We start from the raw sequence: 23,690 nt of genomic DNA on the forward strand, positions 1-23,690 counted from the left end.
AGGCGGATTTGCTTTTTTGTGGCATTGTGCATTTAAGGGTAATTTTTGTTGATGCGTGTCAATGATTTTCAGGCCAGTCGGCGTAATGTGGCGGAAAGTCATTATGACATCAATTTAAAGGAACCTTCATGGCCACGCTTGCCCAATTACATACAGAAGATCATTTCGCCTGCGAACGCCATTTACAGTCTTTGATTGTAGCGGCAGAAACCTCCAACACGACCGGTTGCTTGCGGTCATTTGATGATTTTCGTGACGCTCTGTTGCCGCACTTGGCCATGGAAGAAAACTCGCTGTTCAATTCGATTACCGCGGCGATGCCATCTGCTGAAGGCACCATTGCCAAATTGCGCAAGGCGCATGATCAACTGCGCAACCAGGTAGACCAGGCAGCCAAGTACCTGAGCCGGCATGACTTCTCTGCTTTGGCAGTATCAGCGCGCCAGATTCAGCAAGACTTGCATGAACATGCCTCAGAAGAAGACCGGTTGTTCACTGCCGTTGGTGATGTCATCCACGCGACGCAATAACCTCCACTAGTTTTCGACCTTCCTGAACCGGGCAGGCGTGCAATCCATGCGCGACCTGCTTGGTTGTCTCTTGTCATGTCTTCCTTGTCATCGTATTGATCACGATTGACGCACGACGATTATTTTCCCGTATAATCAGCCACTGACTTGCAGCGGTTCCTACAATGCCGCGCCTGTCTGCTTATTATATAAAAACGATAAATAACTACAAAAACCATTAGCCACACAAAACCGGATTTCTTTATACATTGCCTTTTTGGCATGGAGAAGTCTTATGCGTTTTTCACGACTCCCACTCAAAACCCGTCTTGTCACCGCTTTTCTGGTTGTTATCATTGGCTTTCTGGCCCTTGGCATTACATCCTTGTTTGATCTGAAATCTTCCATGCTGGAAGATCATCGCATACAGGTCAGGTCTGTCACGCAAAGTGCGCTGGCAACGCTGGCACATTACGAATCCTTGCAGGAAAAAGGCCATCTCAGCAAGGCTGAAGCCCAGCGACAAGCGATTGCTTCGTTGAGGAACCTGCGCTTTGACGGCAAGAACTATGTGTTTGTGCTGGATACGTCTTACCGGTTTGTATTAAGTCCGGCCAAACCGGAAATGGAAGGCAAATCTGCCAGAGATTACAAGGATGGCAACGGCAAACCTGCCATGCAGTATATCGTAGCGGCGGCGCAAGGCAGCCCGGAGGGCGGATTTGTTGATTACCTCTGGCCGAAACCCGGTTTTAAAGAAGCGCAGCCCAAAGTATCGTATTCCTACCTGTTTTCCCCTTGGGGTTGGGTGATCGGCTCGGGCATTTATGTCAATGATGTATCGGATGCATTCTGGCATAACACATTAGAGTTTTTGCTACTGGCCTCGCCAATCCTGCTGCTGATTGTGGGCATCTTTATCTGGATCAGCAGGAGCATCCTGGGGCAGTTGGGCGGGGAGCCTGCCTATGCGGTGGCCGTGGTTCAGTCTATTGCCCGCGGGCATCTGGATACCGACGTAAACCTCAAGGGGGCGCAAAAAGGCAGCATGTTGTCTGCCGTGGCGGACATGCGGGATAGCCTGGTGGTGATGCTGAAAAAAATGACGGCTGTATCCGATACCATTACGGAACACGCCCAGCATTTTTCGACATCGGCACACGAAGTGGCGGCGGCCAGTCATCAGCAAGCCCAAGCCACGTCCGCCTGTGCTGCGGCACTGGAAGAAGTGACGGTAAGCATCAACGAGGTATCGGAAATTGCGCAAGTGACAGCCGAGCACGCAGAAAGTACCGTGAAGATTTCCAATCAGGGTGAGCTGGCCGTCAAGCAGGCAGCGCAAGAAGTGGTGGCGGTTGAGCAATTGATTGCAACCTCGGCCAGCAAGGTGAGCGAGCTCAAATCCAGATCAGAGGAAATCGGCCACATCGCCGGGGTAATCAAGGAGATTGCTGACCAGACCAATCTGCTGGCGCTCAATGCCGCCATTGAAGCGGCACGCGCAGGAGAACAGGGAAGGGGCTTTGCCGTGGTGGCAGATGAAGTCCGCAAACTGGCCGAAAGAACCACCAGTGCCACCAAACTGATCAGTGACACGGTATCTGCCGTTGAGTCAGAAACAGACGGTGTGGTGAACGCCATGCAGGCTGCCGTACCGCAAGTACAGGCCAGTCTGGCCCAGGTTCAGCAGGTTTCCGGTATTTTGAGCGACATACGGCTGCAGGCAGATGATTCGCAGATCAAAGCCAGGGAAGTGGTGCAAGCTACCAAGGCGCAAAGCATTGCCGCCAACGATATCGCCGCCAATGTAGAGCATATTGCGAGCATGGCAGAAGAAGTCAGTGCCACCATGGAAGGCAATGCCGGCGTCGCCAACGAGATGGGTAACCTGTCCCATTCTTTGCAGGCGGCAGTGGCTCAGTTCAAACTGCCGTAAGGCTGCCAAACCCGGTACAGGCGTCCGGCAATCTTGCAGGATGCCTGTGCCGGTTAGCCTGTCTATTTACCAAACCCGTAGGCACGCTCCACTTTGGCGACCCGTGTAAATGCAGCCTCATACCATTGCTGGTGGCCCTTCTGGATGGCCAGCTGGTGTTCGGCGTGCTGCCGCCATCCCTTAATTGAAGCCTCGTCCTGCCAGTAAGACACGGTAATGCCTAAACCGTTGTCTGCCCGTACAGACTCAACACCAAGAAACCCGGGTTGTTGTGCCGCGAGCGCCACCATTTTATCGGCCATCTCGGCATAGCCCTCATCTACTTGAGTTCTGACTGAGGTAAAAATAACGGCATAGAACGGTGGAGCAGGGAGGTCGGCAATACCTGTAGTCGGATCAGACATCGATAGTCCTTTCAGCCTGTTGCTGGTGGTAAATGACGGCATCAAAAAATGCGTTACATAACGGATGAACCGAGTTGCCCAGTGCCCGCCGTTCTGGCTGGTAAAGGGTGGCCACAAAGAATGGATGAGGCTGATACTGGACTGCACGTACATCGCCTTGTTCATCGACTGCCGCAATCCTGAGCCCGGACATGGCATCTTGCTGGCTGAACAATAGCGGGTAATAGTGTTTGTTCACGCCATAATTGCAATGGTACATTTCGGTCGCATGGGGTGTCATATAGATTTTCCTGAGGATGCTGTCCGTGGGGAAAATCACTTCTCCACCCGTTTCGACCAACGAGCAGGACAACGCTGATATCACGTTCTCTTTGGCATCCGGGGTTTCTTCTGCGTGGCTGGCATTATCAACTCCCTTGGCATGACGGGCGAACTCGATAATGGCATGCTGGAATCCGCCGCACGTACCCAGAAACGGGATCTGACGTTCTCTGGCATACCGGATGGCCTTGAACACTCCGTCGGGATTTTTATACGGACTGCCCGGCACGCACCATACGCCGTCTGCGTCTGCCAGTGATTGGGCATGATGAATGTGCTCTGTTCCGAGCCAGACAGCATTTATCGGCTGTTCACTGGTTTTGTTGAAGATTGCAATGGAGGCATTAATGGCGTTATGCGCCGTAATGTGTGCATTGAAGTCACCGATCAGGTAAATCGTAGGCATGGCGTCAGAGTCCTTGTGCGTATTTCTTAAATGAAAAATACTTGTGCCGGCCAGATGTATGAGTCATCATGAATAGCCAACAACGTTGATTTTCCATCGATAAATCCAGCTGTACAAACGGAATGTTTTTATCTTAAACATGAATAAATTTTATGAAAAATCTCGGTCCGCTAGAAATACGACACCTGGAAACACTACTGTCACTGGAGCAGACAGGCAGCTTTACAGAAACAGGCAAAGCACTGCACCTGACGCAATCCGCCATTTCTTACCAGATCAAACAGCTGGAAGAACATTACGAAACGCCCTTGCTGGTCAGAAAGTCCAATCCACCACAGTTCACGGCCGCTGGCTTGAACCTGATTCAGCTCGCTAAAGACGTCAGAAGCCTGCTCCGTTTTCATCAGGAGAAAATGGACCATATTATTCATGGCGAAGCAGGGCGGTTGAGGATCAGCGTTGCGTGCCATTCGTCATTTGACTGGCTGCTGCCAGCCAATGATGCCTTTCACAAGAAATGGCCGGACGTTGAGCTGGACTTTGTGCTTGGCTGGCAGGCAGACCCGGTGACGCTGCTAAGGCAAGGCACGGCGGATCTTGTCATCATGTCCGAACCTGCCGAATTACCCGGTATATCGGTGCATCCCTTGTTCAGCTTTGATATTCGGGCCATTGTGGCCAAGGATCATCCGGCTGCTCAAAACCGCTTTATCAGTGCAGAAGACTTCAAAGATGAAACACTGGTTTGCTATCCGTTGCCAGACCATCGACTGGATGTGGTGCATCGCGTTCTGACACCCGCTGGTATCAAGCCCGAGAAACGCCATGTCGAACTGACGGCCGCCATCATCCAGTTAGTGGCCCTGAGACAAGGGATTGCCGCATTGCCAGCATGGAGCGCGGCACCGTACGAACAACGTGGGTATATCGTCACAAAACCCGTTACTCACGAAGGCCTGACGTGTAATTTGTACGCGGCCACACTGACAGATTATGGCGATTTGCTTTTTGTGCAGGAATTTATTTCAGAAATTCGCAAAGCCGGTTTGGCGTTGATTGAAGGGAGTTATCGGGCGTAATGACAAACAGCCGGCATATAATCATTATTTGATCATTAACTGAAAGTTTTTAAGGTTGTTTTTGTAGTCGAGTGTGGTCTGTACTGCACATTTGAACCAAATGTTATCAGCACCATTACCGAACTTGTCTAGCGCCTCTTTGTTACCTGCTTCCGTCAGCATTAATGGCCGACCGCATGTATCTTGCCGATACTGAAAAAATGACTTGGGCGTTTGCCTGGGCAGGGTTTTATCCAGCTGGGCCAGCTTACCCATACGGCAAGAAGATATCTCTGCATGCGACAAGACCTGGCCGTTACAAAGCCATTTTTCTGCGTTATCTGCATATGCCAGGGTCGATAGCAATAAAAACGAACATAAAGTATATTTCATGGGCTGTGTAACTTTCAGGGCTAAATAATGTATGCAGGGTCTAATCAGCGCATCCTGAGACGGATACCACGAATCAGAAGTCTGGCGAAGCCCAGTGCAGCGGCTAGAGATGCAACAACAGCGACAGGCCAATAAAGCCAATCGTAGAGCGTCTTTTCCCAGTCTGCCCACTGAAAAACCCTGGCAACATCAGGACATCCATCCGTCAACTGAGCATCAAGGTAGGCAAAACTAATTATCCCGGCCAAAAAAAAGATAGCGAACACCAGCACAAGCAGCAGCAGAGGTTTTTTCTTTTGCATGGTGGTAGAGATTTGCTGTAAACAAGATATGCAAATGGTATCAGGAGAGTCAGGCGGTTTCTAACAATATTTTCGGAATTTTCTGGGTGTTATAGGTCCATACTTTATTTCGCATAATTTATATTATGTAAAATAGTATCTGCAAAGATGCGAACTACGGTTAATATGCCTTTGGTATACTTGATGCCTTGGTTCATACAAAGGCTTCACTCCCCATGAAACACATTTTGCTTTCCCTGTTGCTACTGTCAGGTTTCTCATCTGCTGCTCCTATCGAGAAATGGCTTTGTAATGGACAAGGCTTATCACATGCAGAAATATCTGTTTGCCGCATGCAAAAACTTGAAGAACTTGATAAAACCTTGCCGAAGCAAACCCCTAAGTCTTTTTTTCAATACCGGCAAGATACTTGCGGACGCCCTTTGATGCTCACAGAATCGGGTGATAAAGAAGCTCTGGATAAGTATGGCAATGGTGCTGATGGCGTTTGGTTCAGATGCGCAGTTCAGACCACGCTTGATTACAAGAAGAATCTCAAAAATTTCCAGTTACTGATCAAGTGAAGGCTTAAGGTCTGGAACTGATGCCGTAAAGTTGGACAGTTAAGCCTGCGTGGTAACTAAGCCATTCCTCCTGGCAAGCCATCAGCCGGATAGTTAGTTCTGACATAGAATTATATGCTGGACTTTGGTTGTCTGTGACGGCATACTTTTTACTACAAAAAAACTAATGCCCGCATGAAAGACGCTTAAATGAATAACCGTGATTTCATTCTTCCCGATATCCTTGCCCATGAAGCAGACATGCTGGCCATCCGGCATCAGATTCATCAGCATCCGGAACTTAGTTTTGAAGAAGTGGCGACAAGTGATCTGGTTGCCCGGTTATTGGCTGAATGGGGTTATGAAGTGCATCGAGGCCTGGGCAAGACGGGGGTGGTTGGCACGCTCAAGCGCGGGACTAGCCCCAGGTCCATCGGTATCCGGGCAGACATGGATGCCCTCCCCATTCAGGAAGAAACCGGCTTGCCCTATGCCAGTCGCCATCAGGGGAAAATGCATGCGTGCGGGCATGATGGTCATACGGCGATTTTATTATCTGCGGCCAGGTATCTGGCATCCCAAGCGGATTTTGATGGCACGGTTCATCTGATTTTTCAGCCAGCAGAAGAAGGTGGCGGCGGTGCTTACCAGATGATGCAAGACGGTTTGTTTGAATGCTTCCCGTGTGATGCCGTCTTCGGCTTGCACAATATGCCCGGATATCCGACTGGCTTGCTGGGTTTCAGGGCGGGGCCGTTCATGGCATCTTCTGATTCTGTTCATATCAAAATCAGTGGCAAGGGTGGCCATGGGGCCATGCCTCACAAAGCAGTCGACCCGATTGTAGTGGGTGCTTCCATTGTCATGGCCTTGCAAAGCATTGTGTCACGTAATGTCCCACCGCTAGAAACCGCTGTGGTGACGGTTGGGTATTTTCATGCAGGCCATGCCTCCAATGTGATTCCGGATACCGCTGAAATGGAACTTAGCGTGCGGGCCATGACATTTGAGGTTCGCCAATTGCTGCTCAAACGGATTGAGGAAACCGTGCAGGCGCAAGCCGCCAGTTTTGGGGCGGCTGCCGAGATCAACATCCACGACCCCTACCCGCCTTTGATTAACCATGCCAAAGAAACCGAGTTTGCACGTCAGGTGGCGGTAGACTGGCTGGGTGAGCAAGGACTGATTCCGGATTTGCAACCGATTACAGGCAGTGAGGACTTTTCTTTCATGCTGGAGAAGGTGCCTGGGTGTTATTTGCTGATTGGCAACGGAGATGGCGAAGGCGGCTGCATGGTGCATAACCCTGGTTATGACTTCAATGATGACTGTTTGTCTGTCGGGGCCAGTTACTGGGTGAAGTTGGTCGAAAAGTATTTGTCCAATTCGTAATGCAGGATATCTGACCCGGCATGAGCCCGACATGCCGGGCGCTTTGCTATTTCACGACTTGAACATGATCCACCTTGTATTTCATGGTATTGCGAATGCTGGAAGGGCCAATGACCAGCATCCCTACCCCTGCAATCACCATCAGATAGAAAGCGTGATCCAGCCCGGTTTTCTCTGCAACGTAACCGACAAAGGGTGGCCCCATCAGGTACATGCTGTAGCCAAACGTGGCTGCAGCAGAAATATTGATGGATGAGCATTTGATATTGCGTGCGGCAGCGCGGAAAGCCAGTGGTATCACATTGGCAATACCCACCCCGACCAGTACAAAACCGATGATGCACACCAGTGTATCTAGCTGGCTTAGTACAAGTGCCATGCCAGTGAGGGTAAGGTATCCGGAAATCTTGATCAGCCGGATTTCCCCCAGTATGCCCACCAGTTGATCCCCAACCAAACGTGTAACCGCCATGGCCAGCATGAACCATGTAAAACCTACGGATGAAAATTGTGTGGTCACATGAAGGTAGTTGAGCAGATAAATGGCGCTCCAGTCCGTTACCGTGCCTTCAATAAACATGGCCAGCCCTGCCAGACCACCCAAAAACCATACTTCCGGCGATATGTCTTTCAGTTTGAATCCATGTTTGTCGTCTACGCGGCCCTTTTTATTAAGACCCAGATACATCACGGTGATGTATACCAAAAGGATCATGGTCGCAGGCAAAAGCAAGATCATCTTGAAAGGCACGTGATGGTGAATGGCGAAGCCGAACATGATAGAACCTAATGCACAACCCACGCTCCACGCCCCATGAAATGAGGACATCATCGGGCGTAAGGCATCTCTTTCTACGTAAGACCCGTACAAGCTTTGAAAAACATCTGCTGCGCCGTTAGCCATGCCAAGAATGGCCAGAAAAATGACCAGTTGGCCCAGATTCTGAATATAAAACACACATAAGAGTGCGCTGGCAAATAACAGCATCAGGTACTTGAGCGCGCGTGCCGCCCCCAGTTTTTTGGCCACTTCCGGTGCAATTTTCATGGCCAGAATGGCCCCCACAGAGAAGCCGAACAAGCCGGCACTGAGCTGGAATGGGGTTAAGCCGAGACGGGATTTGATGAAGGGAATCGATGCTGCCCAAGAACCGATGGCGATACCATTCGCGAAAAATACCAAAGTGGCAGCGAGCCTGCTTCTTACTGTAACAATCAACGTATTTCTTTCTGTACTACAACTTCTGCACCGCATGCAGCGGCACCGGAACTGCATATTTCATATTGGCATCCGGGTGTTACACAAACCGGATGGTGTTATTGCTGCTGGAGGTATCAGCCAAACCTTGCTCAAACGGACAAGCGGTTGCGCCCCTGCTCTTTGGCCCTGTACAGGGCCTGATCCGCCGCCTTGAGCAAATCCTCCGACTTCTCGAATTGGCCACTGTCCGTTGCGGCGATGCCAATACTGAAATTGACCGGAATTTCCTTGCCCTCGGTCCGGATGGACTGATGTTGCTGGCGGGCCAGTAATTCTTCTGCAATCGATACCCCGACGCTTTGCGAGGTTCTTGGCAGGATGATCACAAACTCTTCACCACCATACCGGCCGAAAAAGTCACTGATACGTAACCTGGTTTTCACGCTGGTGGCAACTGTTTTCAATACTTCATCCCCTGCGAAATGGCCAAAGCAATCGTTGATATGCTTGAAGTAATCCAGATCAAACATCAGCAGGCACAGCGGGGTTTTGTGCCGAACCGATTCTGCAAACCTTTTTTGCAACTCCTGCACAATCGCACGCCGGTTGCCGATACCAGTCAGCTCATCTTGCATGGCCAGAGTCTTGATGTAGTGATCAGACCTGTCTTTGTACATGCCGATAATACCCACCGCCGTAAACAAGACGAATACACCGCCGCTCATAAACGTCCAGGTCTGTATTAAACCGGGGTGCCAGACTGCCTGAGGAGATGTGATGCCAGCGAGCATCGCGATCATGCGTGAAGCAAATATCAGCACGCCAATAGTCACGCCACACAGCAGCAACCGATAACTGTTGCCAGACGTGTCATGCCTTCTGACCCAGACTGTCATGAACAGGCTCAGCATTTGCAATAGCATCAGCAGTGACATGGTGGAAAAACGTAATGCCTGCTGGTTGAGCAAAACGATCGTAGAAACAAATACCAGTGCTACAGGCACCATCACCAGTTTGCAATTAACCGGCTTGAGATAAAAGCGGTAAATGGCAGCCAGGAAAAACCCAAATGCGGCAGACACGAGCGTATTGCCGGCAATAATGGAAAATGCTTCAGGAATCACTGCACGAAACGCGACCACAGGGACACCGATGGCATGACATAGCAGACCAATGCTGAACAATCTAAACCCTGGTACATGCTCCTTGGAGGAAACACAACGCAAAGCAATGGCCATGGCAAGGGAAACTACTGCAACCATGGCAGCCATGGTGGGAACATCAAAAATCATTTTTATCGTATTTCGTGACTTGGGCTACACACATCAAGGCATCGTATTCACGCGGCCTTGATGACGGGGGGGATAACACAAGATGGAAGGAAGTTACTTTTTGACTAACACGCGATGGTCAATTTTTGCCTTGGTATCTCTATAAGCGGCATCAAGCTTGCCCTGCTCTTTCAGAGAATGCAGTATCTGATTGAATTTGCTCATGAATTCGGATGCACCGGCCACGTTCCGATTGATCAGGAAATACACGGGGACCTGCCAGATGACTTCATCAGAAGGCACAAGGTCTTGCTGCTCTTGCACGGTCAGACTGGACTGGATCAGGTATTGACCTGCTTCAATTTCCATCGGAAACAAGTCAATTCGCTTCATAAGCAATTTCCGCAGGCCGGACAAATCATCAAATGCTTCATCCACTTTCAACTTGCCTTGCTTGCTGAGAGCAGAAAACTCTTTAGAGACAAAATTTCCTTTGGTAACCCCAATCGGATACGGGGTCAATTGCTGCATGGATGTCCAGTGAATGCGGTTTGCCTTGCGCTGGAAAAACACCATTTTGAAAGTGGCAATCGGGTCAGAATACAGCATTTTCTGCGCCCGTTCCGGCGTATAGGCCCAGCCGAAAGTGGCATCATAAGCACCTTGCATGGCCCCTTCGATTGCCCGGTTGTTAGGCACCGTGATCAGCTGGTAATCAGCCCCCTGCTTTTGCAGGACTTCTGTCAATACCCTGGTAAGGATGCCTCCATCTGGCAATTGGTCGCTGATATACGGCTTGTAGTCTGTCGCCGCAATGCTCAGACTCTCTCCTTGAGCCAGGCTGGCTAAGCCACAGATGAGTAGCATTGGCAGGGATAAGCACGCTTTTGTCAGCAGATGCATATTTAGTTCGTTCCGTTGACGTTCTTTAAACTGGGTGCAATTCTACGTGATTAAAATAGCGTCAGCAAAGCCTAAGTGGGGATAAGAAGACCCGATGCCGAAAAGCATCGGGTTTTGTTGCAAAGTTGTCAGTCAAACCGGCATAACGAGGCGTAGGCGGATGATTACCCGGGGACGACTTTGTTTTTGCCAGTGGTTTTGGCAACGTAGAGAGCCTTGTCAGCAACGCTAAGCAAGGCGGAGATATTTCTTTCTGTCATGCTGCTGGTATGAACAGCGCCAATCGAGACCGTTGCATGGATGATGACATCCTCATCGCACACGAAATCATACTCGGCAAATAGCATGCGGAATTCTTCTGCCTGGGCCAGCAAGCGCTCCTGGCTGATATAGGGTAACAAGACGGCAAACTCTTCGCCCCCCAGACGACCATAGAGTGCATTGTTAATGTTCAGGGACTTGAGCAGTTCGCCAAAACCGACAATGACCGTATCGCCTGCCGCGTGACCATAAGTATCATTAATATGCTTGAAGTTATCGATATCCAGCATCAGCAAGCCGCAGCTGCCCGCCGTCTTGATGATAAGGTCAGCCTTCTGCATGAAGGCACGGCGGTTATAGATACCGCTAAGCATGTCGGTATTGGCCAGCAACTGCAGTTTGTCTTGCAGGTTCTTATGAACAGACAGATCGAAGCTCCAGAACAGATAGGCTTTTTGATTATCGATCAGAATCTTGCGGGCAGATAAAGAGCTCCAGTATGGGCTGCGGACAGAAATCATGCCCTCCCAGTCATCTACCGCACCATGTGTGTCCAGATCTACAATCAGTTCTTTGGCCTTTTTCGGATCAAATACAAGGTCTGACACCATAAAAGGCTGGTTGACATCGGTCAGACACAGACGCCTTGAAAACCGCTTGTTGATCAGCAGGATTTTTCCGGTCGCCTCTGTGAACAGCACCACTTCACAAGGGCTGGCTTCAATGACTTCCAACAGCAACTGGCGCTCATTGCGCAGTTCGCTCGTTTTCACGTTGATGTCATTTTTCAGGCGCTCATTGAGCTCTGATAGGTAAATGTTGATTTTCCTGAAAAAGCGGATATCCAGTAAAAGCTTGAGAAAGAGCAGGATGGAAAATACAAAGCAGGAATATAGGACCCAGCGAACAGACGTAAACCGGTTTTTCAGGCTGAGGCGATCCTGATCCAGATGGGCCGACATGGTCCGGTGAATATCGGTCATCATGGCTAGCAACTGCTCGTGATTGGCCTCGTGCTCTTTCAGGATATCACTGGCCAACAGCAGCATAGGTGCACGGTCATTGTGGCTTTGTGTACGCAATAACCAAGTCTTGATGGTGCTGGACAACACATCCAGCCCTTTGAAGACAACCGGGTTATCCCGGTTGGTCAGCGCACCACTGGCAAGAAAGTCTGATCTGGTTTTCTCGATCAGCACCAGGGAGTCGGCCAGACCCCGGGTCAACTGCTCCCGCCCGGTCTTGTTGCTGATGAACTGCGTGGCCAGATGTCTTATCTGTTCCAGCTGGTTCCCGACGCTATACATCTGCCATAACTCGTCATGCTGCTGTGGCGTAGACAGGGACGTACCCTCTTTATCCGCCAGCCAAAGCGCCCAACCCGTGACAACCATGATAATGGCGACAAGAATGGTCAGGAATTTGGAAATAACGGTTCTAGAGTCAATGGTATTCATGAGTTGGCGTTTGTTTTTTTGATATCACGTTTCCAGGCAGCTCATGGTTAGCCTGCGCAAGCAACCGATGGATTGCTTGTTTATCCTGCAGATTAAAATACATGCCAAAACAATACATGCACTTCCTTTAAACAGCCTTTAAATGACTGGGTATTTTTTTCTGTCAGCCATGATATAACACTATTCATGCGCTTACCGAATTATTTTGATACAGATTAAATTACAGTGATAAGCACCTGAAATATATATACAAACATTATTTCCATTCCTTGTTTTGCATCTAGAAAATAATGTTTGTCCATGATGGGCAACTCCGGAATCACCATCATCAGATACAAACGTTCACTGGCTGTAGATAAACATGACCCGACAGGCCAGGATTGACGGGGTCAATCCGCCTTGTCCGTCAGGCCGGATTTGGCAGAATGCTTCAGTTTCTTGTTTTCGATGTATTTCAGGCCGACATAGGTACTCCAGCCAATTAACGCCATGACACCGACAAATGCGCCATAGGCAAGTGGCCACGGGATGCCTTTTGTCATCATCGAGAACTCAGACATGCCGCCAATACCGGCAAAAATGTTGATCGGCATGAAAACCACACCAAAGATGGTCAGCTGGGTAACACGCCGGTTCTGGTTAATGTTAATGAAACCAATCGTGGCATCCATCAGGAAGTTGATTTTGTCGAATAAAAAGGCGGTATGGCTGTTCAGGGATTCGATATTGCGCATCACCTGTTTGACATCGTCCACTTGCGAGGCAGAGAGAATCTTGCAACGCATCAAGAACGATAACGCGCGCTGGGTATCCAGAATATTGCTGCGAATACGCCCGTTCAGGTCTTCTTCTTCGGCAATATCCCCCAGAATGCGCGCGGCCTCTGTATCGCTGATGGTTTCGCTCAGTACCTGGCGTCCTACTTTGCCCAGCGTGCTGTAAATGTCTTCCAGCGAGTCGGCAGAGTATTCGACATCAGCGCCGTACAAGTCCAACAGCACATCCTTGCAGTCCGTCACATAACCGGGTTGTGTTCTGGCACGGAGCCGCTGCAGACGGAAGACAGGCAGGTCTTCTTCACGTACTGAAAACAGAATGCCATCATGCAGGATAAACGAGACCGGTACGCTTCTGGAGTCTCCCGAGCGGTCCAGCAAAAAGTTGGCGTGCAGTACGATATCGCCATTTTCTTCGACCAGAAAGCGGGAGCTGACTTCCAGATCCGTCCCGTCACTCGGGTCTGGCAGCTCAAGTCCGTAATACTCGCCGATGAACTGGCGTTCTGCCTTGCTGGGGTTCAATACGTCGATCCAGATAGGCTGATGGTTTGCCAGGTCTTTGCGGTTGCTGATGGTAATCTGCTTAAGGCGCTCTCCCACCAGCTCGAAGATGTGTATCTGGCTCTCAAAATCATCCACGACCTTGCTGGCGATGAGTTCTGTTTGCAAATCAGCCGGCAATAAGTCCAGGATGCCGGTTTCACGCGCAGCCGGGATTTCGTGCCATAGCAGGCAGGCATCTGCCCTGGTCAAAGCCGTCTGGGTTTCGGCAATTTCTTCTGCAGAGAGCTTGTCCAGCAGGTTGTGGAGCTCTGCCAGATGCTGGCGGTGCACGACATTTTCGACCAACTGGTGGCGAGGCATGTCCTGGCTGTGAACCATGTTCTCGACCAGTTTTTGTTTGTTGAGGATGGTGGTGATTTTTTCGAGGGACATGGCAGGGTCACGGTCAGGTTATTGTTATTAGCTACGTGGTGCCTTGCAGCTTATGGCAGGCTTGTAATTATTCTAGCATGGCAATTATGACGATCTGACGTGAAAATGCCAAACGTCACAAAAGTGCAATGCCGTTTGGTAACAATGAGGACTTCTTTCATTCCCTCAACCACTGGACTACCCATGAAAAAATATGCCTTATGTGCCGGTTTGATGCTCGCTTCTACCCTGCCACCGGTATTTGCCGACAGTTTCTCGTTTGGTCTTTGGGGGGACATGCCATATGCCAAAAATGGCGATATGCCCAAAATGCAGGCGGTGATCAATAGCATTAATCACTCGGATATCCGGTTCTCCATTTATGATGGTGATATCAAGGACGGTAGTTCTGAATGTACCGATGGGGTATATACCGATGCCATCACCATGTTCAATACCTTGAAGAAGCCCGCCGTCTATGTACCGGGAGACAATGAATGGACAGATTGCCACCGTACCAACAACGGGGGATATAACAATCTGGAGCGTCTAAGCCATCTCCGCAAAGTCATGTTTGGCAAATCAGAGAGTTTTGGGCAGCAAACCATGCCACTGGTGCATCAGGCACCTGCCGGGGAGAAATTTTCTGAAAATGTCCGGTTTGAATTCGGAAAAATCGTCTTTGTCGGGCTCAATATCCCGGGCAGTAATAACAATATGGTGACCGATAACAAGGATTGCACCAAGAAAAGTGCCCGTGATCAGGCGCAATGCGATGCAGACAATGCCGAATATCTGGAGCGGGATGCTGCAAATATTGACTGGTTAAAAAGCAGTTTTGATCAGGCAAAAGCCAGGCATGCCAAAGGGCTGGTACTGGTTTTCCAGGCGGACCCTGGCTTTGATTTGCCGGAAACCGAAGAGGTCGATGAGAGCAAGCTTCCTGGGTACCAAGCCTACCGGAAATTCATGGAGGCTGTAGCTACTGAAACGGCCGGCTTCAAAGGGCAAGTTTTGCTGGTGCATGGTGACACCCATTTCTTCAAGGTAGACAAGCCACTGTACAACCCATTGAAAATGCTGAATAATTTTACCAGACTGCAAACATTTGGCAGCCCATCCAACCACTGGGTTCGCGTGACGGTCGATACCAAACGCCCGGAGGTATTTACCATTCGCCCGGTGATGGTTGAACAGCCGTAAACCTTGGGAAAGTTATTTGTCTGGGCAGGGTTTACCATGCCCAAACATGCTTAAAACAAAAGGTAGCCTCTGTTTTACAGGGGCTACCTTTTGTCGTCTAAACGCGGTGTTGCTATTTGATCAGCGGCACCACCAGGAACACGCACAACATCACCCACACAGCCCCACCCAACGAGAAGATCTCGTAGCTGAGAGATTGCGCCTCGAACCGGTCTTCCATTTTCAGTTCTGCGTACAGCCCGTGGTACAACAGGCTGGCGGCCAGGGCCAATCCGGCAATCGCCAGGCCAATGGTCATCCACATGCTGCTGGCGAGTAGCCCCAGGCTGGATAACCACATGGGGACTGCAATAATGGCGGCCAGCAGGTAGGTATCCTTGAAGCTGACATTCAGGTTGTACTTGCCCGCATTGTGCTTGATGACCCATCCCATCATCGGCACCGTGAGCAGTTCTGCGATAAAGAAAATGATTGCGACGGCCAGCCAGTCTGAATGCGTGTCGTTCTGCAACCAGACAGAGAGATGATGGTTACCCGCATACAGCAAGGTTGCTGGCGGAATAAGAGAAAACGGCAGAACAAGCAACAGGAATGTTCTTAGGACTTTGGGATGAATATTGACGATACGATCCCAGCCGGCATGAAATGAAAATGGCATTTTTGTGTACTGTAGTGGATTCATGTCGCTACTCCTTTGATTCGGGTTAGAGCAATACGGTCAAATATGCCGGATGCCACGTCACAAAAAGAAGCTGTTACTACATCAAATGGCCGAAAACAGATCCTCTTGTTTTGCGGCTTTTTTCTTTGCCTCAATTGAATTGTAGGGCAAAAAATCACCACCGTTATTTTGTTTTTTTAGCTTAAATCAAGGATTTAGAAGTAAGTTTTCTGATACTGGCCATCGCATGCAGGTAGTTAGGTGGTTAGTGACGGGCCTACCTTATTTAGCTATCGATATCTATCGGGTTTGATAATTATCAGCACTGGTGCAATCTTGGCAGATTCAACTACAGACAACCCACCGGGGGGCTGCTATGCTAGACGATCACCCAAAGTCACAGACACGAAGTCGCCAACTGACGTGTAATTGACCGTACTGGACACTAAAACCGGGTTCTCCTGGAGGTTGTTTGAACATGCTGGATGTCAAAATGGCAAAGACACCATTGTTACTGGATCATCTGGTAGGTTTTACGATGATTCGTGACCTTGAGTTGCTGGAAATCAGTTTGCTCAACACCCTGCACAACCTGATGCAACCGCAGCACCTGGAAATCCTGAAACTGGACAGTGCCGGCTCTCCTATCGAGAAAATCCTCCATGGCAAACCGACCTGCAGTATCCAGACAGATAATCTGACGATTTCCGATGAACTGAAACAGGCGGATCAAGCCATCAGTGCCTCTGAGCTGAGTCATATCGTCACCCGCAATGATCAGGGGCTCCTGTTTGTCTATTTGCTGTTGGAAACCCAGTTTGAAAAGAGTTATCTGGTCATTGCCAGCCCACAGGCGCTGAGCGACCAGGACGCATACTTTTTATCGGGTGTGTTGCAAATCTACCGGAATTTCTGCAGCCTGCTCCAGCATGCCCAAACGGATGAATTGACCGGACTGGCCAACAGAAAAACCTTTGACGAGTATTTCTCCAAGGTAAGAAAACCACCGGCAGCAGCATCTGGCCACGATGCAGCTGATAAACGGGCGGATAATGCCGGCGAGTACTGGCTGGCGATGGCAGATATCGACCGTTTCAAATCCATCAATGACAGATTTGGTCATTTATATGGGGATGAAGTGCTGGTACTGTTTTCGCAGATCATGAAGTCTACTTTCCGCAGTGATGACATGCTGTTCCGGTTTGGCGGCGAAGAGTTTGTCATTGTATTGCGTTGCCGGGATCAGGAAAGCTGCCGCGAAGTGCTAGAACGCTTCCGTCAGCGTATTGAAGACCGCAATTTCCCGCAGGTAGGTGTTGTGACTGTCAGTATGGGGGCCGTCAAGCTTGACCCGGATACCTTTTCGGCCACGCTGCTGGATTATGCCGACAAGGCGCTGTACCACAGCAAGCATAATGGCCGTAATCAGGTCACATTCTTTGAAGACATGCTGGCCGAAGGAACCGCCTCCAGACATGTGGTTGAGGCCGGCGATATTTCCCTGTTCTGAAACGGCTGCCTGTCAGGCAGCCCCAAATACCTGATCTCTCAGGGTTTTTAGCTGATCGCGCAGTTTGGCGGCTTGTTCGAACTCCAGGTTTTTGGCGGCGCTGAGCATTTCTTTCTCGATCCGTTTGATCTCTTTGGCCAGTTTTTTCGGGTCCATGTCGATCAGTTCTTTATTGTGTGCCTGCTCCAGCTTGGCAACTTCCGGATCATATACCCCGTCAATAATGTCTTTGATGCGTTTCGTGACCGATTTTGGCGTAATGCCATTGTCGATGTTGAACTGGATCTGCTTGTTCCGGCGCCGTTCGGTTTCCCCCATGGCACGCTTCATCGAATCGGTGATCCGGTCTGCATACAGAATGGCGCGACCATTGAGGTTACGGGCAGCACGGCCAATGGTCTGGATCAGCGAGCGTTCGCTGCGCAAGAAGCCTTCTTTGTCGGCATCCAGAATGGCAACCAGAGAAACTTCTGGAATATCAAGGCCTTCTCGCAGCAAGTTAATGCCGATTAGTACGTCAAATACCCCCAAGCGCAAATCCCGAATGATCTCTACCCGTTCTACCGTATCGATGTCACTGTGCAGATAACGCACTTTAACGCCATGCTCGCTGAGGTAGTCGGTCAGGTCTTCTGCCATGCGCTTGGTAAGCGTTGTCACCAGCACCCGCTCATTCACTGCGGTACGTTTGGTAATTTCTGACAGGACATCGTCTACCTGTGTCAGGACCGGCCGGACTTCGACTTCCGGGTCGACCAGCCCCGTTGGCCGAACCACCTGCTCTACGACCTGGGATTGATGCTCAGCCTCATAAGCGGCGGGTGTGGCCGAGACAAACACGGTCTGACGCATCACGTGCTCGTACTCCGGGAACGTGAGTGGCCGGTTATCCAGTGCAGATGGCAATCGAAAGCCGTATTCGACCAGATTTTGCTTGCGGGCGTTATCCCCCCTGCTCATCCCGCCGATCTGGCCGATCAGTACGTGGGATTCATCCAGGAACATGATGGCGTTTTTGGGCAGGTAGTCGATCAGGGTGGGCGGTGGCGCGCCACGCGGGCGCCCAGACAGGTGCCGTGAGTAGTTCTCGATCCCCTTGCAAAAGCCCATCTCGTAGAGCATTTCCAGATCAAACTGGGTACGCTGCTGCAGTCGCTGGGCTTCCACCAGTTTGCCATTGGCGTAGTAGAACTCTAGCCGGTCTCGCAGCTCTTCCTTGATGGCTTCGCAGGCACGCAGGACGGTTTCGCGCGGGGTAACATAATGGCTGCTGGGGAATACGGTAAAGCGGGAAACCCGTTTTTCGATATGTCCGGTGAGCGGGTCAAACAGCTGCAGGCTCTCGACTTCATCGTCAAATAGCGAGATACGGATGGCTTTGTCGTTAAATTCGGCTGGGAATACATCAATGATGTCACCCCGGACACGGAAGACCCCGCGCTTGAATTCAAAATCATTGCGCTCATACTGCATGGACACCAGGCGCTCGACAACGGCACGCTGGGCGATCTTCTCGCCCTCTTTCACGTGCAGAATCATCTTGTGGTAATCCTCGCGATCACCAATACCGTAAATGCACGATACCGTGGCAACGACAATACAGTCCTGACGTTCCAGCAGGGATTTGGTGGCGGACAAGCGCATCTGCTCGATGTGCTCGTTGATTGAGGAGTCTTTCTCGATGAACAGGTCCCGGCTGGGGACATAAGCTTCTGGCTGGTAGTAGTCGTAGTAACTGACAAAATATTCGACTGCGTTTTCCGGAAAGAACTCGCGGAATTCGGCATACAGCTGGGCCGCCAGGGTCTTGTTGGGCGCCATGACCAATGCGGGCCGGCCGGTGCGGGCAATCACGTTGGCCATGGTGTATGTCTTGCCAGAGCCGGTTACCCCAAGCAGGGTCTGGAAAGCCAGGCCATCTTCAATGCCCTCTACCAGTTTTTCAATGGCAGCAGGCTGGTCACCCGCTGGTGCAAACGGCTGATGCAATCGATAGGGAGAACCCGGATACGTCACTACTTCGGCCATATGATCAACTTTTCTCTGTTCAGCCGCTGGGCTGATTAGTCGGGTAATACAGGAACGTCGCGTTCCAGATAAATGGCAAGCTGGTCTACTACAAACTGGTGATCCTGCCGCTGTGGCAACCCGGAAATGGTAATGGTGCCAATGCAGCTGCTATTGTGGATACGCACCGGAAATGCACCGCCATGGGTAGCATAGTCTGCAACGGGTACGCCCATTTTCTCGAAGATGCTGCCACCGGATAATTGATAACCGAGACCTACCGCATAGGAACTTTTGTTCATCAGCCGTACCACATTGCGTTTGCGTCTGGCCCACTCTGCATTGGCGACGGCTGCGCCAGGCAATGCGGCATGGAAGAGGCATTGGTCACCCAGCCAGATATCGATGACGACAGGCAATTGGGCCAGGGTGGCTTCTTCTCTTAGCTGGCTGCCAATCTGCCAGGCGATGCTGGCATCAAACTGTTTGAAAACCAGTGCTTCTTCCTGTTCGGCAATAATCGCCAGATCTTGTTCAATGGTCATGATGACTTTCTTCTATGACAGGATGGCCTAACGGATGTTACGGACCAGAAAATCGCCGCTGCGGCAGGATTTTTGCATCTGTTTTTGCATGCTGGCAGAGCATGACATGGCCTTGTTGCCTTGCCGGTTCAGGCAAATGCGTACCTCCTGCAAAAAGCGGCCGCCGCCACTACAGGCAATGGCAACAGCGGTTTGCGGTATGCCCGGATTGGCCTTGTTAAACGCGGATTGCAATTGTGCAATGCTGGTTTTAAAGGGCTGTGCAGGCTGGATGTAATCTGCCGGAATTTTGACCGCGTTCTTTACCTGGGCCGACAATGCAAAATAGCCCGCTTGGCTCAAGCCGGCACAAGTACCGTGTTTTTCCCATTCATGGCGGATCAGAAACGGGCTGGGGTAAATGACTGAGAACTGGTCTTTTACCCGGTTGTCCAGACGCTCTGTCGAGCAGGATTCGGGATACCCGTTGGTGTATTGCGGCCAAAGGCCATGCAATACAAATCCGAGGCGTTTGGTACATTGCTGGGTATCATCCGGCCGGCTGGCACAGTAATCTGGCGACCAGGACAAGGCCAGTACATAGTTGTCAAACTGCCCGGGAGTATCTGCATGCAGGGGCGTGATGGGCCATGCCAGCAGCAACACCCACAACCTGATCAAGCCTTGTTTCATTCGTCTTCTTCCCAGCCTTCGTCACGGTATTGCGCCAGCTTGTAGCGCAGGGTGCGTTCGCTCATGCCCAGTTTTTCTGCTGCCAGTTTACGGACACCGCCAGCAGCGGCCAGCGTATCCAAAATATGCTGGCGTTCCAGATCCTTGATGTTGTCTGGCGTATGCTTGACCGGCTCGGCCACCGGCATGGATGCGTGGCTGTTCATGTCGGTGAGCATCAGCATCAGGTCATCCGGCGTCACGATCTGGCCATTGCACAGAATGACGGCGCGCTGGATCACGTTTTCCAGCTCGCGCACGTTGCCCGGCCAATTGTACTGTTGCAGCACCTGACAGGCAGCGTTAGACAGGTGCAATACCTGTTGTTCTGACCAGCGCGACAAGGCATGTCTGGCCAGCGGGACGATGTCTGCGACCCGGTCGCGCAAAGGGGGCAGATGCAGTGGAAACACATTCAGTCGGTAATACAGGTCTTCGCGGAACTTGCCTTCCTTGACCCATTCACCCAGGTCCCGGTTGGTCGCCGTCAGGATACGCACATCCAGCGGAATGGCTTTTTGCCCGCCTACCCGTTCGACTTCACGTTCTTGCAACACCCGCAGCAGTTTGGATTGCAGCGGTAGCGGCATTTCGGCAATTTCATCCAGAAACAGCGTGCCGCCTTGCGCCTGTTCAAACTTGCCGATGTGTGTCTGACTGGCGCCGGTAAATGCGCCTTTTTCATGACCGAACAAGGTGGCTTCCAGCAGGTTTTCCGGAATGGCGGCACAGTTAATGGCAACAAACGGCTTGTGACTGCGATGGCTATGCCGATGAATGAAGCGTGCCAGCACCTCTTTGCCGGTGCCAGATTCGCCCGTGATCAGTACGGTTGCTTCTTTGGGGGCGACCCTTTCGGCCAGTTGCAGCAATTGCCGGGTGGCTGGTGCCTCGGCCACGACGGAGTCATCATCGCCAGGCAAACGGCTGAGCGCAAAACGGGTGACCTGATTCACCAGTGCATCCGGCTCAAACGGTTTGGGCAGGTAATAGGCGGCTCCGGCCTGCATCGACGCCACCGCATGCTCGATAACGCCATAGGCAGTCATCAGTAATACGGGCAGATGTGGCCAGCGGGTCTTGATCTCTTTCAGTAGCTGGTTGCCATCCATGGGTTGCATGGCGACATCGGACACCACCATGCATACCGGGGTGTTTGCCAACACCTGCAGGGCGGCGGAACCATCGCTGGCCGATACCGTTTCAAAACCGGCCAGCTCCAGCGTATCAATAACCGCCTCGCGCAAGGCGGCATCGTCTTCTACTACCAGCACAGGCAGTCTTGCCATGGATTAATCCCGGAAGTTTTGGTATTGCAGCGGAAAGTCGGTTACTTCTTTGCGCATGAGCGCGATGACTTCTTGCAGGTTGTCCCGCTTGGCACCGGTAACACGCACCGTATCGCCCTGAATGCTGGCTTGTACCTTGATTTTGCTGTCTTTAATGATGCGGACAATCTTTTTGGCCAGTTCGGTTTCAACCCCCACCTTGACCGTGACAGTCTGCTTGACCTTGTTGCCACTGACTTTTTCCAGTTTGCCGTATTCGAGGCAGCGTACATCGACATTACGCTTGGCCAGCTTGTTGATCAGAATGTCTTTGACCTGATCAATCTGGAACTCGGCATCGGCGTACATGGTCAGCACTTTTTCAGACTGCTCTACCCGTGCATCACTTCCCTTGAAGTCGTAACGATTGGTGACTTCTTTGTTGCATTGGTCCAGCGCGTTGCGTACTTCGACCAGATCCACTTCAGAAACAATATCAAATGAAGGCATGTATAAACTCCAGAACAAATGACTGTGGATGACAAGGCTTGATCATTGCCATCCAGTTAACGGGCTTATTTTACCTTGGTTTGGGCGCGGCTGCATGGAGATGACAGCTTATTCATTCAGGCAAACCACCCGGCAGGCCTGTCATCGCAAAAACAGGGTAAAAAACATCAAACAGTTGGCGGTATTGCCAGCGCCTCTGCCAGTCTCGGCATGATGAACTGGATAAATACCTGATATTTTTTGGGTTGGGGCCGGTGATAGGGGTACACCAGAAACACCGGCCATGAATCTCCGGACCAGTCTGGCAAAACACGGACCAACTGACCGCGCTGCAGGTACTTCTCGGCCAGTACATGCGACAGCATCGCAATCCCCTGGCCTTGAACAGCGGCATTCGCAAGCACTTCGGCATAGTCACTGCTCAGTGCCGGGTCTATCTGGACACACCGCGTATCGCCTTCCCTGTTTAGTCGCCATTGCATGCCATTCATTAGCTTGCTGTCACTCAGGGCCCGATGACAAGACAGTTCATCCAGGCATTCTGGCTGGCCATGTTTTTCCAGATAAGCGGGAGATGCATATAAGGCGGCATGGATCATGCCGACTGTCCTGGCCACCAGAGAGTCATCATGCACACGTCCTGTCCGCAGGCAGAAATCTACTCCTTCCTTCACCGGGTCGATCAACTGGGTATCTACCTGCAAATGGATTTGCAGATTGGGATACATCGCCGTGAAGTCTGGCAAATAGCGGGACAGAATGACCTGGGATAGCACGGGCGGCGCGCTGATCACCAGTCTGCCGGTGACATCGTCCTGCACGGATGCTACCTCTGTCCTGGCATTGATCAGGATTTCTTTCAGGGCGTGGGCATGCCTGGCTAGTTTCTCGCCTGCTTCCGTCAGGGCGACACGTCTGGTCGTCCGGATGATCAGCAAGGCGCCGAGTTCTTTTTCCAGCTGGCTGACCAGAATGCTCACCCGGCTCTTGGCCATGCCGATTTCGGCGCCTGCGGCCGTAAAGCTTTTGAGCCGTGCGACAGCATCAAACGCCAGCAGGGCCTCTGCGGATAAAAATGAATTGATATTCATGAGAGAACAATCGGTTAATTTAAACGCTATATATCCGGAATATACAAAAATATAGCATGACATGACTGTTATTTGATAACAATCTGCGGAGGTCATGATGCGTACGTTTATTCATTTGCTGAGACGGAGTCTGG

23 protein-coding genes are annotated in these 23,690 nt (G+C 51.0%); 7 read left to right on the forward strand and 16 right to left on the reverse strand.

Going from position 1 to position 23,690, the window contains the following annotated elements; all coding sequences use genetic code 11:
• Window positions 1–128: 128 nt before the first annotated feature.
• Both F552_RS0110685 and F552_RS0110690 read left to right on the forward strand, forming a co-directional pair.
• Window positions 129–530 (forward strand): hemerythrin domain-containing protein, encoded by a 402-nt coding sequence (locus F552_RS0110685; RefSeq protein ID WP_018151734.1) that lies wholly within the window; start codon window positions 129–131, stop codon window positions 528–530.
• A 274-nt stretch (window positions 531–804) separates the two neighbouring features.
• On the forward strand, window positions 805–2,445 hold the full coding sequence (locus F552_RS0110690; RefSeq protein ID WP_018151735.1) for a methyl-accepting chemotaxis protein: 1,641 nt from the start codon (window positions 805–807) through the stop codon (window positions 2,443–2,445).
• A 62-nt stretch (window positions 2,446–2,507) separates the two neighbouring features.
• Here the strand turns inward: F552_RS0110690 and F552_RS0110695 are convergent, their stop codons facing one another.
• Together F552_RS0110695 and F552_RS19120 are read right to left on the reverse strand one after the other, a co-directional pair.
• Entirely contained in the window at window positions 2,508–2,849 is a 342-nt protein-coding gene (locus F552_RS0110695; RefSeq protein ID WP_018151736.1) for an antibiotic biosynthesis monooxygenase family protein, read from the reverse strand.
• The gene (locus F552_RS19120; protein ID WP_018151737.1) at window positions 2,842–3,576 is read right to left on the reverse strand and encodes a CTP synthase C-terminal region-related (seleno)protein; all 735 of its coding nucleotides are present in this window, start codon (window positions 3,574–3,576) and stop codon (window positions 2,842–2,844) included. The genes F552_RS0110695 and F552_RS19120 overlap by 8 nt, the downstream gene beginning before the upstream one ends.
• Window positions 3,577–3,728: 152 nt before the next feature.
• Here F552_RS19120 and F552_RS0110705 point away from each other — a divergent pair, with 152 nt between their 5' ends.
• Window positions 3,729–4,655, forward strand: a complete 927-nt coding sequence (locus F552_RS0110705; protein WP_018151738.1) for a LysR family transcriptional regulator — start codon at window positions 3,729–3,731, stop codon at window positions 4,653–4,655.
• Window positions 4,656–4,679: 24 nt separating this feature from the next.
• On the opposite strand, the gene F552_RS0110710 is transcribed toward F552_RS0110705, so the two are convergent.
• Complete coding sequence (locus F552_RS0110710) at window positions 4,680–5,027, reverse strand: hypothetical protein (RefSeq protein ID WP_018151739.1); 348 nt, start codon at window positions 5,025–5,027, stop codon at window positions 4,680–4,682.
• A gap of 44 nt (window positions 5,028–5,071) precedes the next feature.
• Window positions 5,072–5,329: a hypothetical protein gene (locus F552_RS0110715; RefSeq protein ID WP_018151740.1), complete on the reverse strand. Its 258-nt coding sequence runs from the start codon at window positions 5,327–5,329 to the stop codon at window positions 5,072–5,074.
• Between the two features lie 215 nt (window positions 5,330–5,544).
• Here F552_RS0110715 and F552_RS0110720 point away from each other — a divergent pair, with 215 nt between their 5' ends.
• Both F552_RS0110720 and F552_RS0110725 read left to right on the forward strand, forming a co-directional pair.
• On the forward strand, window positions 5,545–5,892 hold the full coding sequence (locus tag F552_RS0110720; RefSeq protein ID WP_156802287.1) for a hypothetical protein: 348 nt from the start codon (window positions 5,545–5,547) through the stop codon (window positions 5,890–5,892).
• A 189-nt stretch (window positions 5,893–6,081) separates the two neighbouring features.
• Window positions 6,082–7,263 carry a M20 aminoacylase family protein gene (locus tag F552_RS0110725; protein WP_018151742.1) on the forward strand — a complete coding sequence of 394 codons (1,182 nt, stop codon included), beginning with the start codon at window positions 6,082–6,084 and terminating at the stop codon, window positions 7,261–7,263.
• Window positions 7,264–7,309: 46 nt separating this feature from the next.
• Here the strand turns inward: F552_RS0110725 and F552_RS0110730 are convergent, their stop codons facing one another.
• The 5 genes from F552_RS0110730 to F552_RS0110755 all read right to left on the reverse strand — a co-directional run bounded on the left by F552_RS0110730 (window position 7,310) and on the right by F552_RS0110755 (window position 14,071).
• Window positions 7,310–8,482, reverse strand: a complete 1,173-nt coding sequence (locus tag F552_RS0110730; RefSeq protein WP_169333595.1) for an MFS transporter — start codon at window positions 8,480–8,482, stop codon at window positions 7,310–7,312.
• 131 nt (window positions 8,483–8,613) lie between these two features.
• A complete protein-coding gene (locus F552_RS0110735) occupies window positions 8,614–9,735 on the reverse strand; it encodes a GGDEF domain-containing protein (protein WP_018151744.1) in 1,122 nt (373 codons plus the stop codon).
• A 114-nt stretch (window positions 9,736–9,849) separates the two neighbouring features.
• Window positions 9,850–10,638 carry a substrate-binding periplasmic protein gene (locus tag F552_RS19125; RefSeq protein ID WP_018151745.1) on the reverse strand — a complete coding sequence of 263 codons (789 nt, stop codon included), beginning with the start codon at window positions 10,636–10,638 and terminating at the stop codon, window positions 9,850–9,852.
• Window positions 10,639–10,802: 164 nt separating this feature from the next.
• Window positions 10,803–12,356 (reverse strand): GGDEF domain-containing protein, encoded by a 1,554-nt coding sequence (locus F552_RS0110745; protein WP_018151746.1) that lies wholly within the window; start codon window positions 12,354–12,356, stop codon window positions 10,803–10,805.
• Window positions 12,357–12,745: 389 nt separating this feature from the next.
• The gene (locus F552_RS0110755; protein ID WP_018151748.1) at window positions 12,746–14,071 is read right to left on the reverse strand and encodes a magnesium and cobalt transport protein CorA; all 1,326 of its coding nucleotides are present in this window, start codon (window positions 14,069–14,071) and stop codon (window positions 12,746–12,748) included.
• A 183-nt stretch (window positions 14,072–14,254) separates the two neighbouring features.
• Between F552_RS0110755 and F552_RS0110760 the strand changes: the two genes are divergently transcribed.
• Window positions 14,255–15,253, forward strand: a complete 999-nt coding sequence (locus F552_RS0110760) for a hypothetical protein (RefSeq protein ID WP_018151749.1) — start codon at window positions 14,255–14,257, stop codon at window positions 15,251–15,253.
• A gap of 112 nt (window positions 15,254–15,365) precedes the next feature.
• Here the strand turns inward: F552_RS0110760 and F552_RS0110765 are convergent, their stop codons facing one another.
• The gene (locus F552_RS0110765) at window positions 15,366–15,935 is read right to left on the reverse strand and encodes a Yip1 family protein (RefSeq protein ID WP_083917487.1); all 570 of its coding nucleotides are present in this window, start codon (window positions 15,933–15,935) and stop codon (window positions 15,366–15,368) included.
• Between the two features lie 472 nt (window positions 15,936–16,407).
• Between F552_RS0110765 and F552_RS0110770 the strand changes: the two genes are divergently transcribed.
• Window positions 16,408–17,424: a GGDEF domain-containing protein gene (locus tag F552_RS0110770; protein ID WP_169333596.1), complete on the forward strand. Its 1,017-nt coding sequence runs from the start codon at window positions 16,408–16,410 to the stop codon at window positions 17,422–17,424.
• 12 nt (window positions 17,425–17,436) lie between these two features.
• Here the strand turns inward: F552_RS0110770 and uvrB are convergent, their stop codons facing one another.
• The 6 genes from uvrB to F552_RS0110800 form a co-directional block, all read right to left on the reverse strand.
• Complete coding sequence (gene uvrB, locus F552_RS0110775; RefSeq protein WP_018151752.1) at window positions 17,437–19,452, reverse strand: excinuclease ABC subunit UvrB; 2,016 nt, start codon at window positions 19,450–19,452, stop codon at window positions 17,437–17,439.
• 35 nt (window positions 19,453–19,487) lie between these two features.
• The gene (locus F552_RS0110780; RefSeq protein WP_018151753.1) at window positions 19,488–19,976 is read right to left on the reverse strand and encodes a heme-degrading domain-containing protein; all 489 of its coding nucleotides are present in this window, start codon (window positions 19,974–19,976) and stop codon (window positions 19,488–19,490) included.
• Between the two features lie 27 nt (window positions 19,977–20,003).
• Window positions 20,004–20,648, reverse strand: a complete 645-nt coding sequence (locus F552_RS0110785; protein ID WP_018151754.1) for a ribonuclease T2 family protein — start codon at window positions 20,646–20,648, stop codon at window positions 20,004–20,006.
• Window positions 20,645–21,976, reverse strand: a complete 1,332-nt coding sequence (locus F552_RS0110790) for a sigma-54-dependent transcriptional regulator (RefSeq protein ID WP_018151755.1) — start codon at window positions 21,974–21,976, stop codon at window positions 20,645–20,647. The genes F552_RS0110785 and F552_RS0110790 overlap by 4 nt, the downstream gene beginning before the upstream one ends.
• A gap of 3 nt (window positions 21,977–21,979) precedes the next feature.
• Window positions 21,980–22,465 (reverse strand): YajQ family cyclic di-GMP-binding protein, encoded by a 486-nt coding sequence (locus tag F552_RS0110795; RefSeq protein WP_018151756.1) that lies wholly within the window; start codon window positions 22,463–22,465, stop codon window positions 21,980–21,982.
• A gap of 167 nt (window positions 22,466–22,632) precedes the next feature.
• The gene (locus F552_RS0110800) at window positions 22,633–23,556 is read right to left on the reverse strand and encodes a LysR family transcriptional regulator (RefSeq protein WP_018151757.1); all 924 of its coding nucleotides are present in this window, start codon (window positions 23,554–23,556) and stop codon (window positions 22,633–22,635) included.
• Window positions 23,557–23,690: the final 134 nt, after the last annotated feature.

The sequence above is a fragment of the Leeia oryzae DSM 17879 genome (assembly GCF_000376945.1).
Lineage (GTDB): Bacteria > Pseudomonadota > Gammaproteobacteria > Burkholderiales > Leeiaceae > Leeia > Leeia oryzae.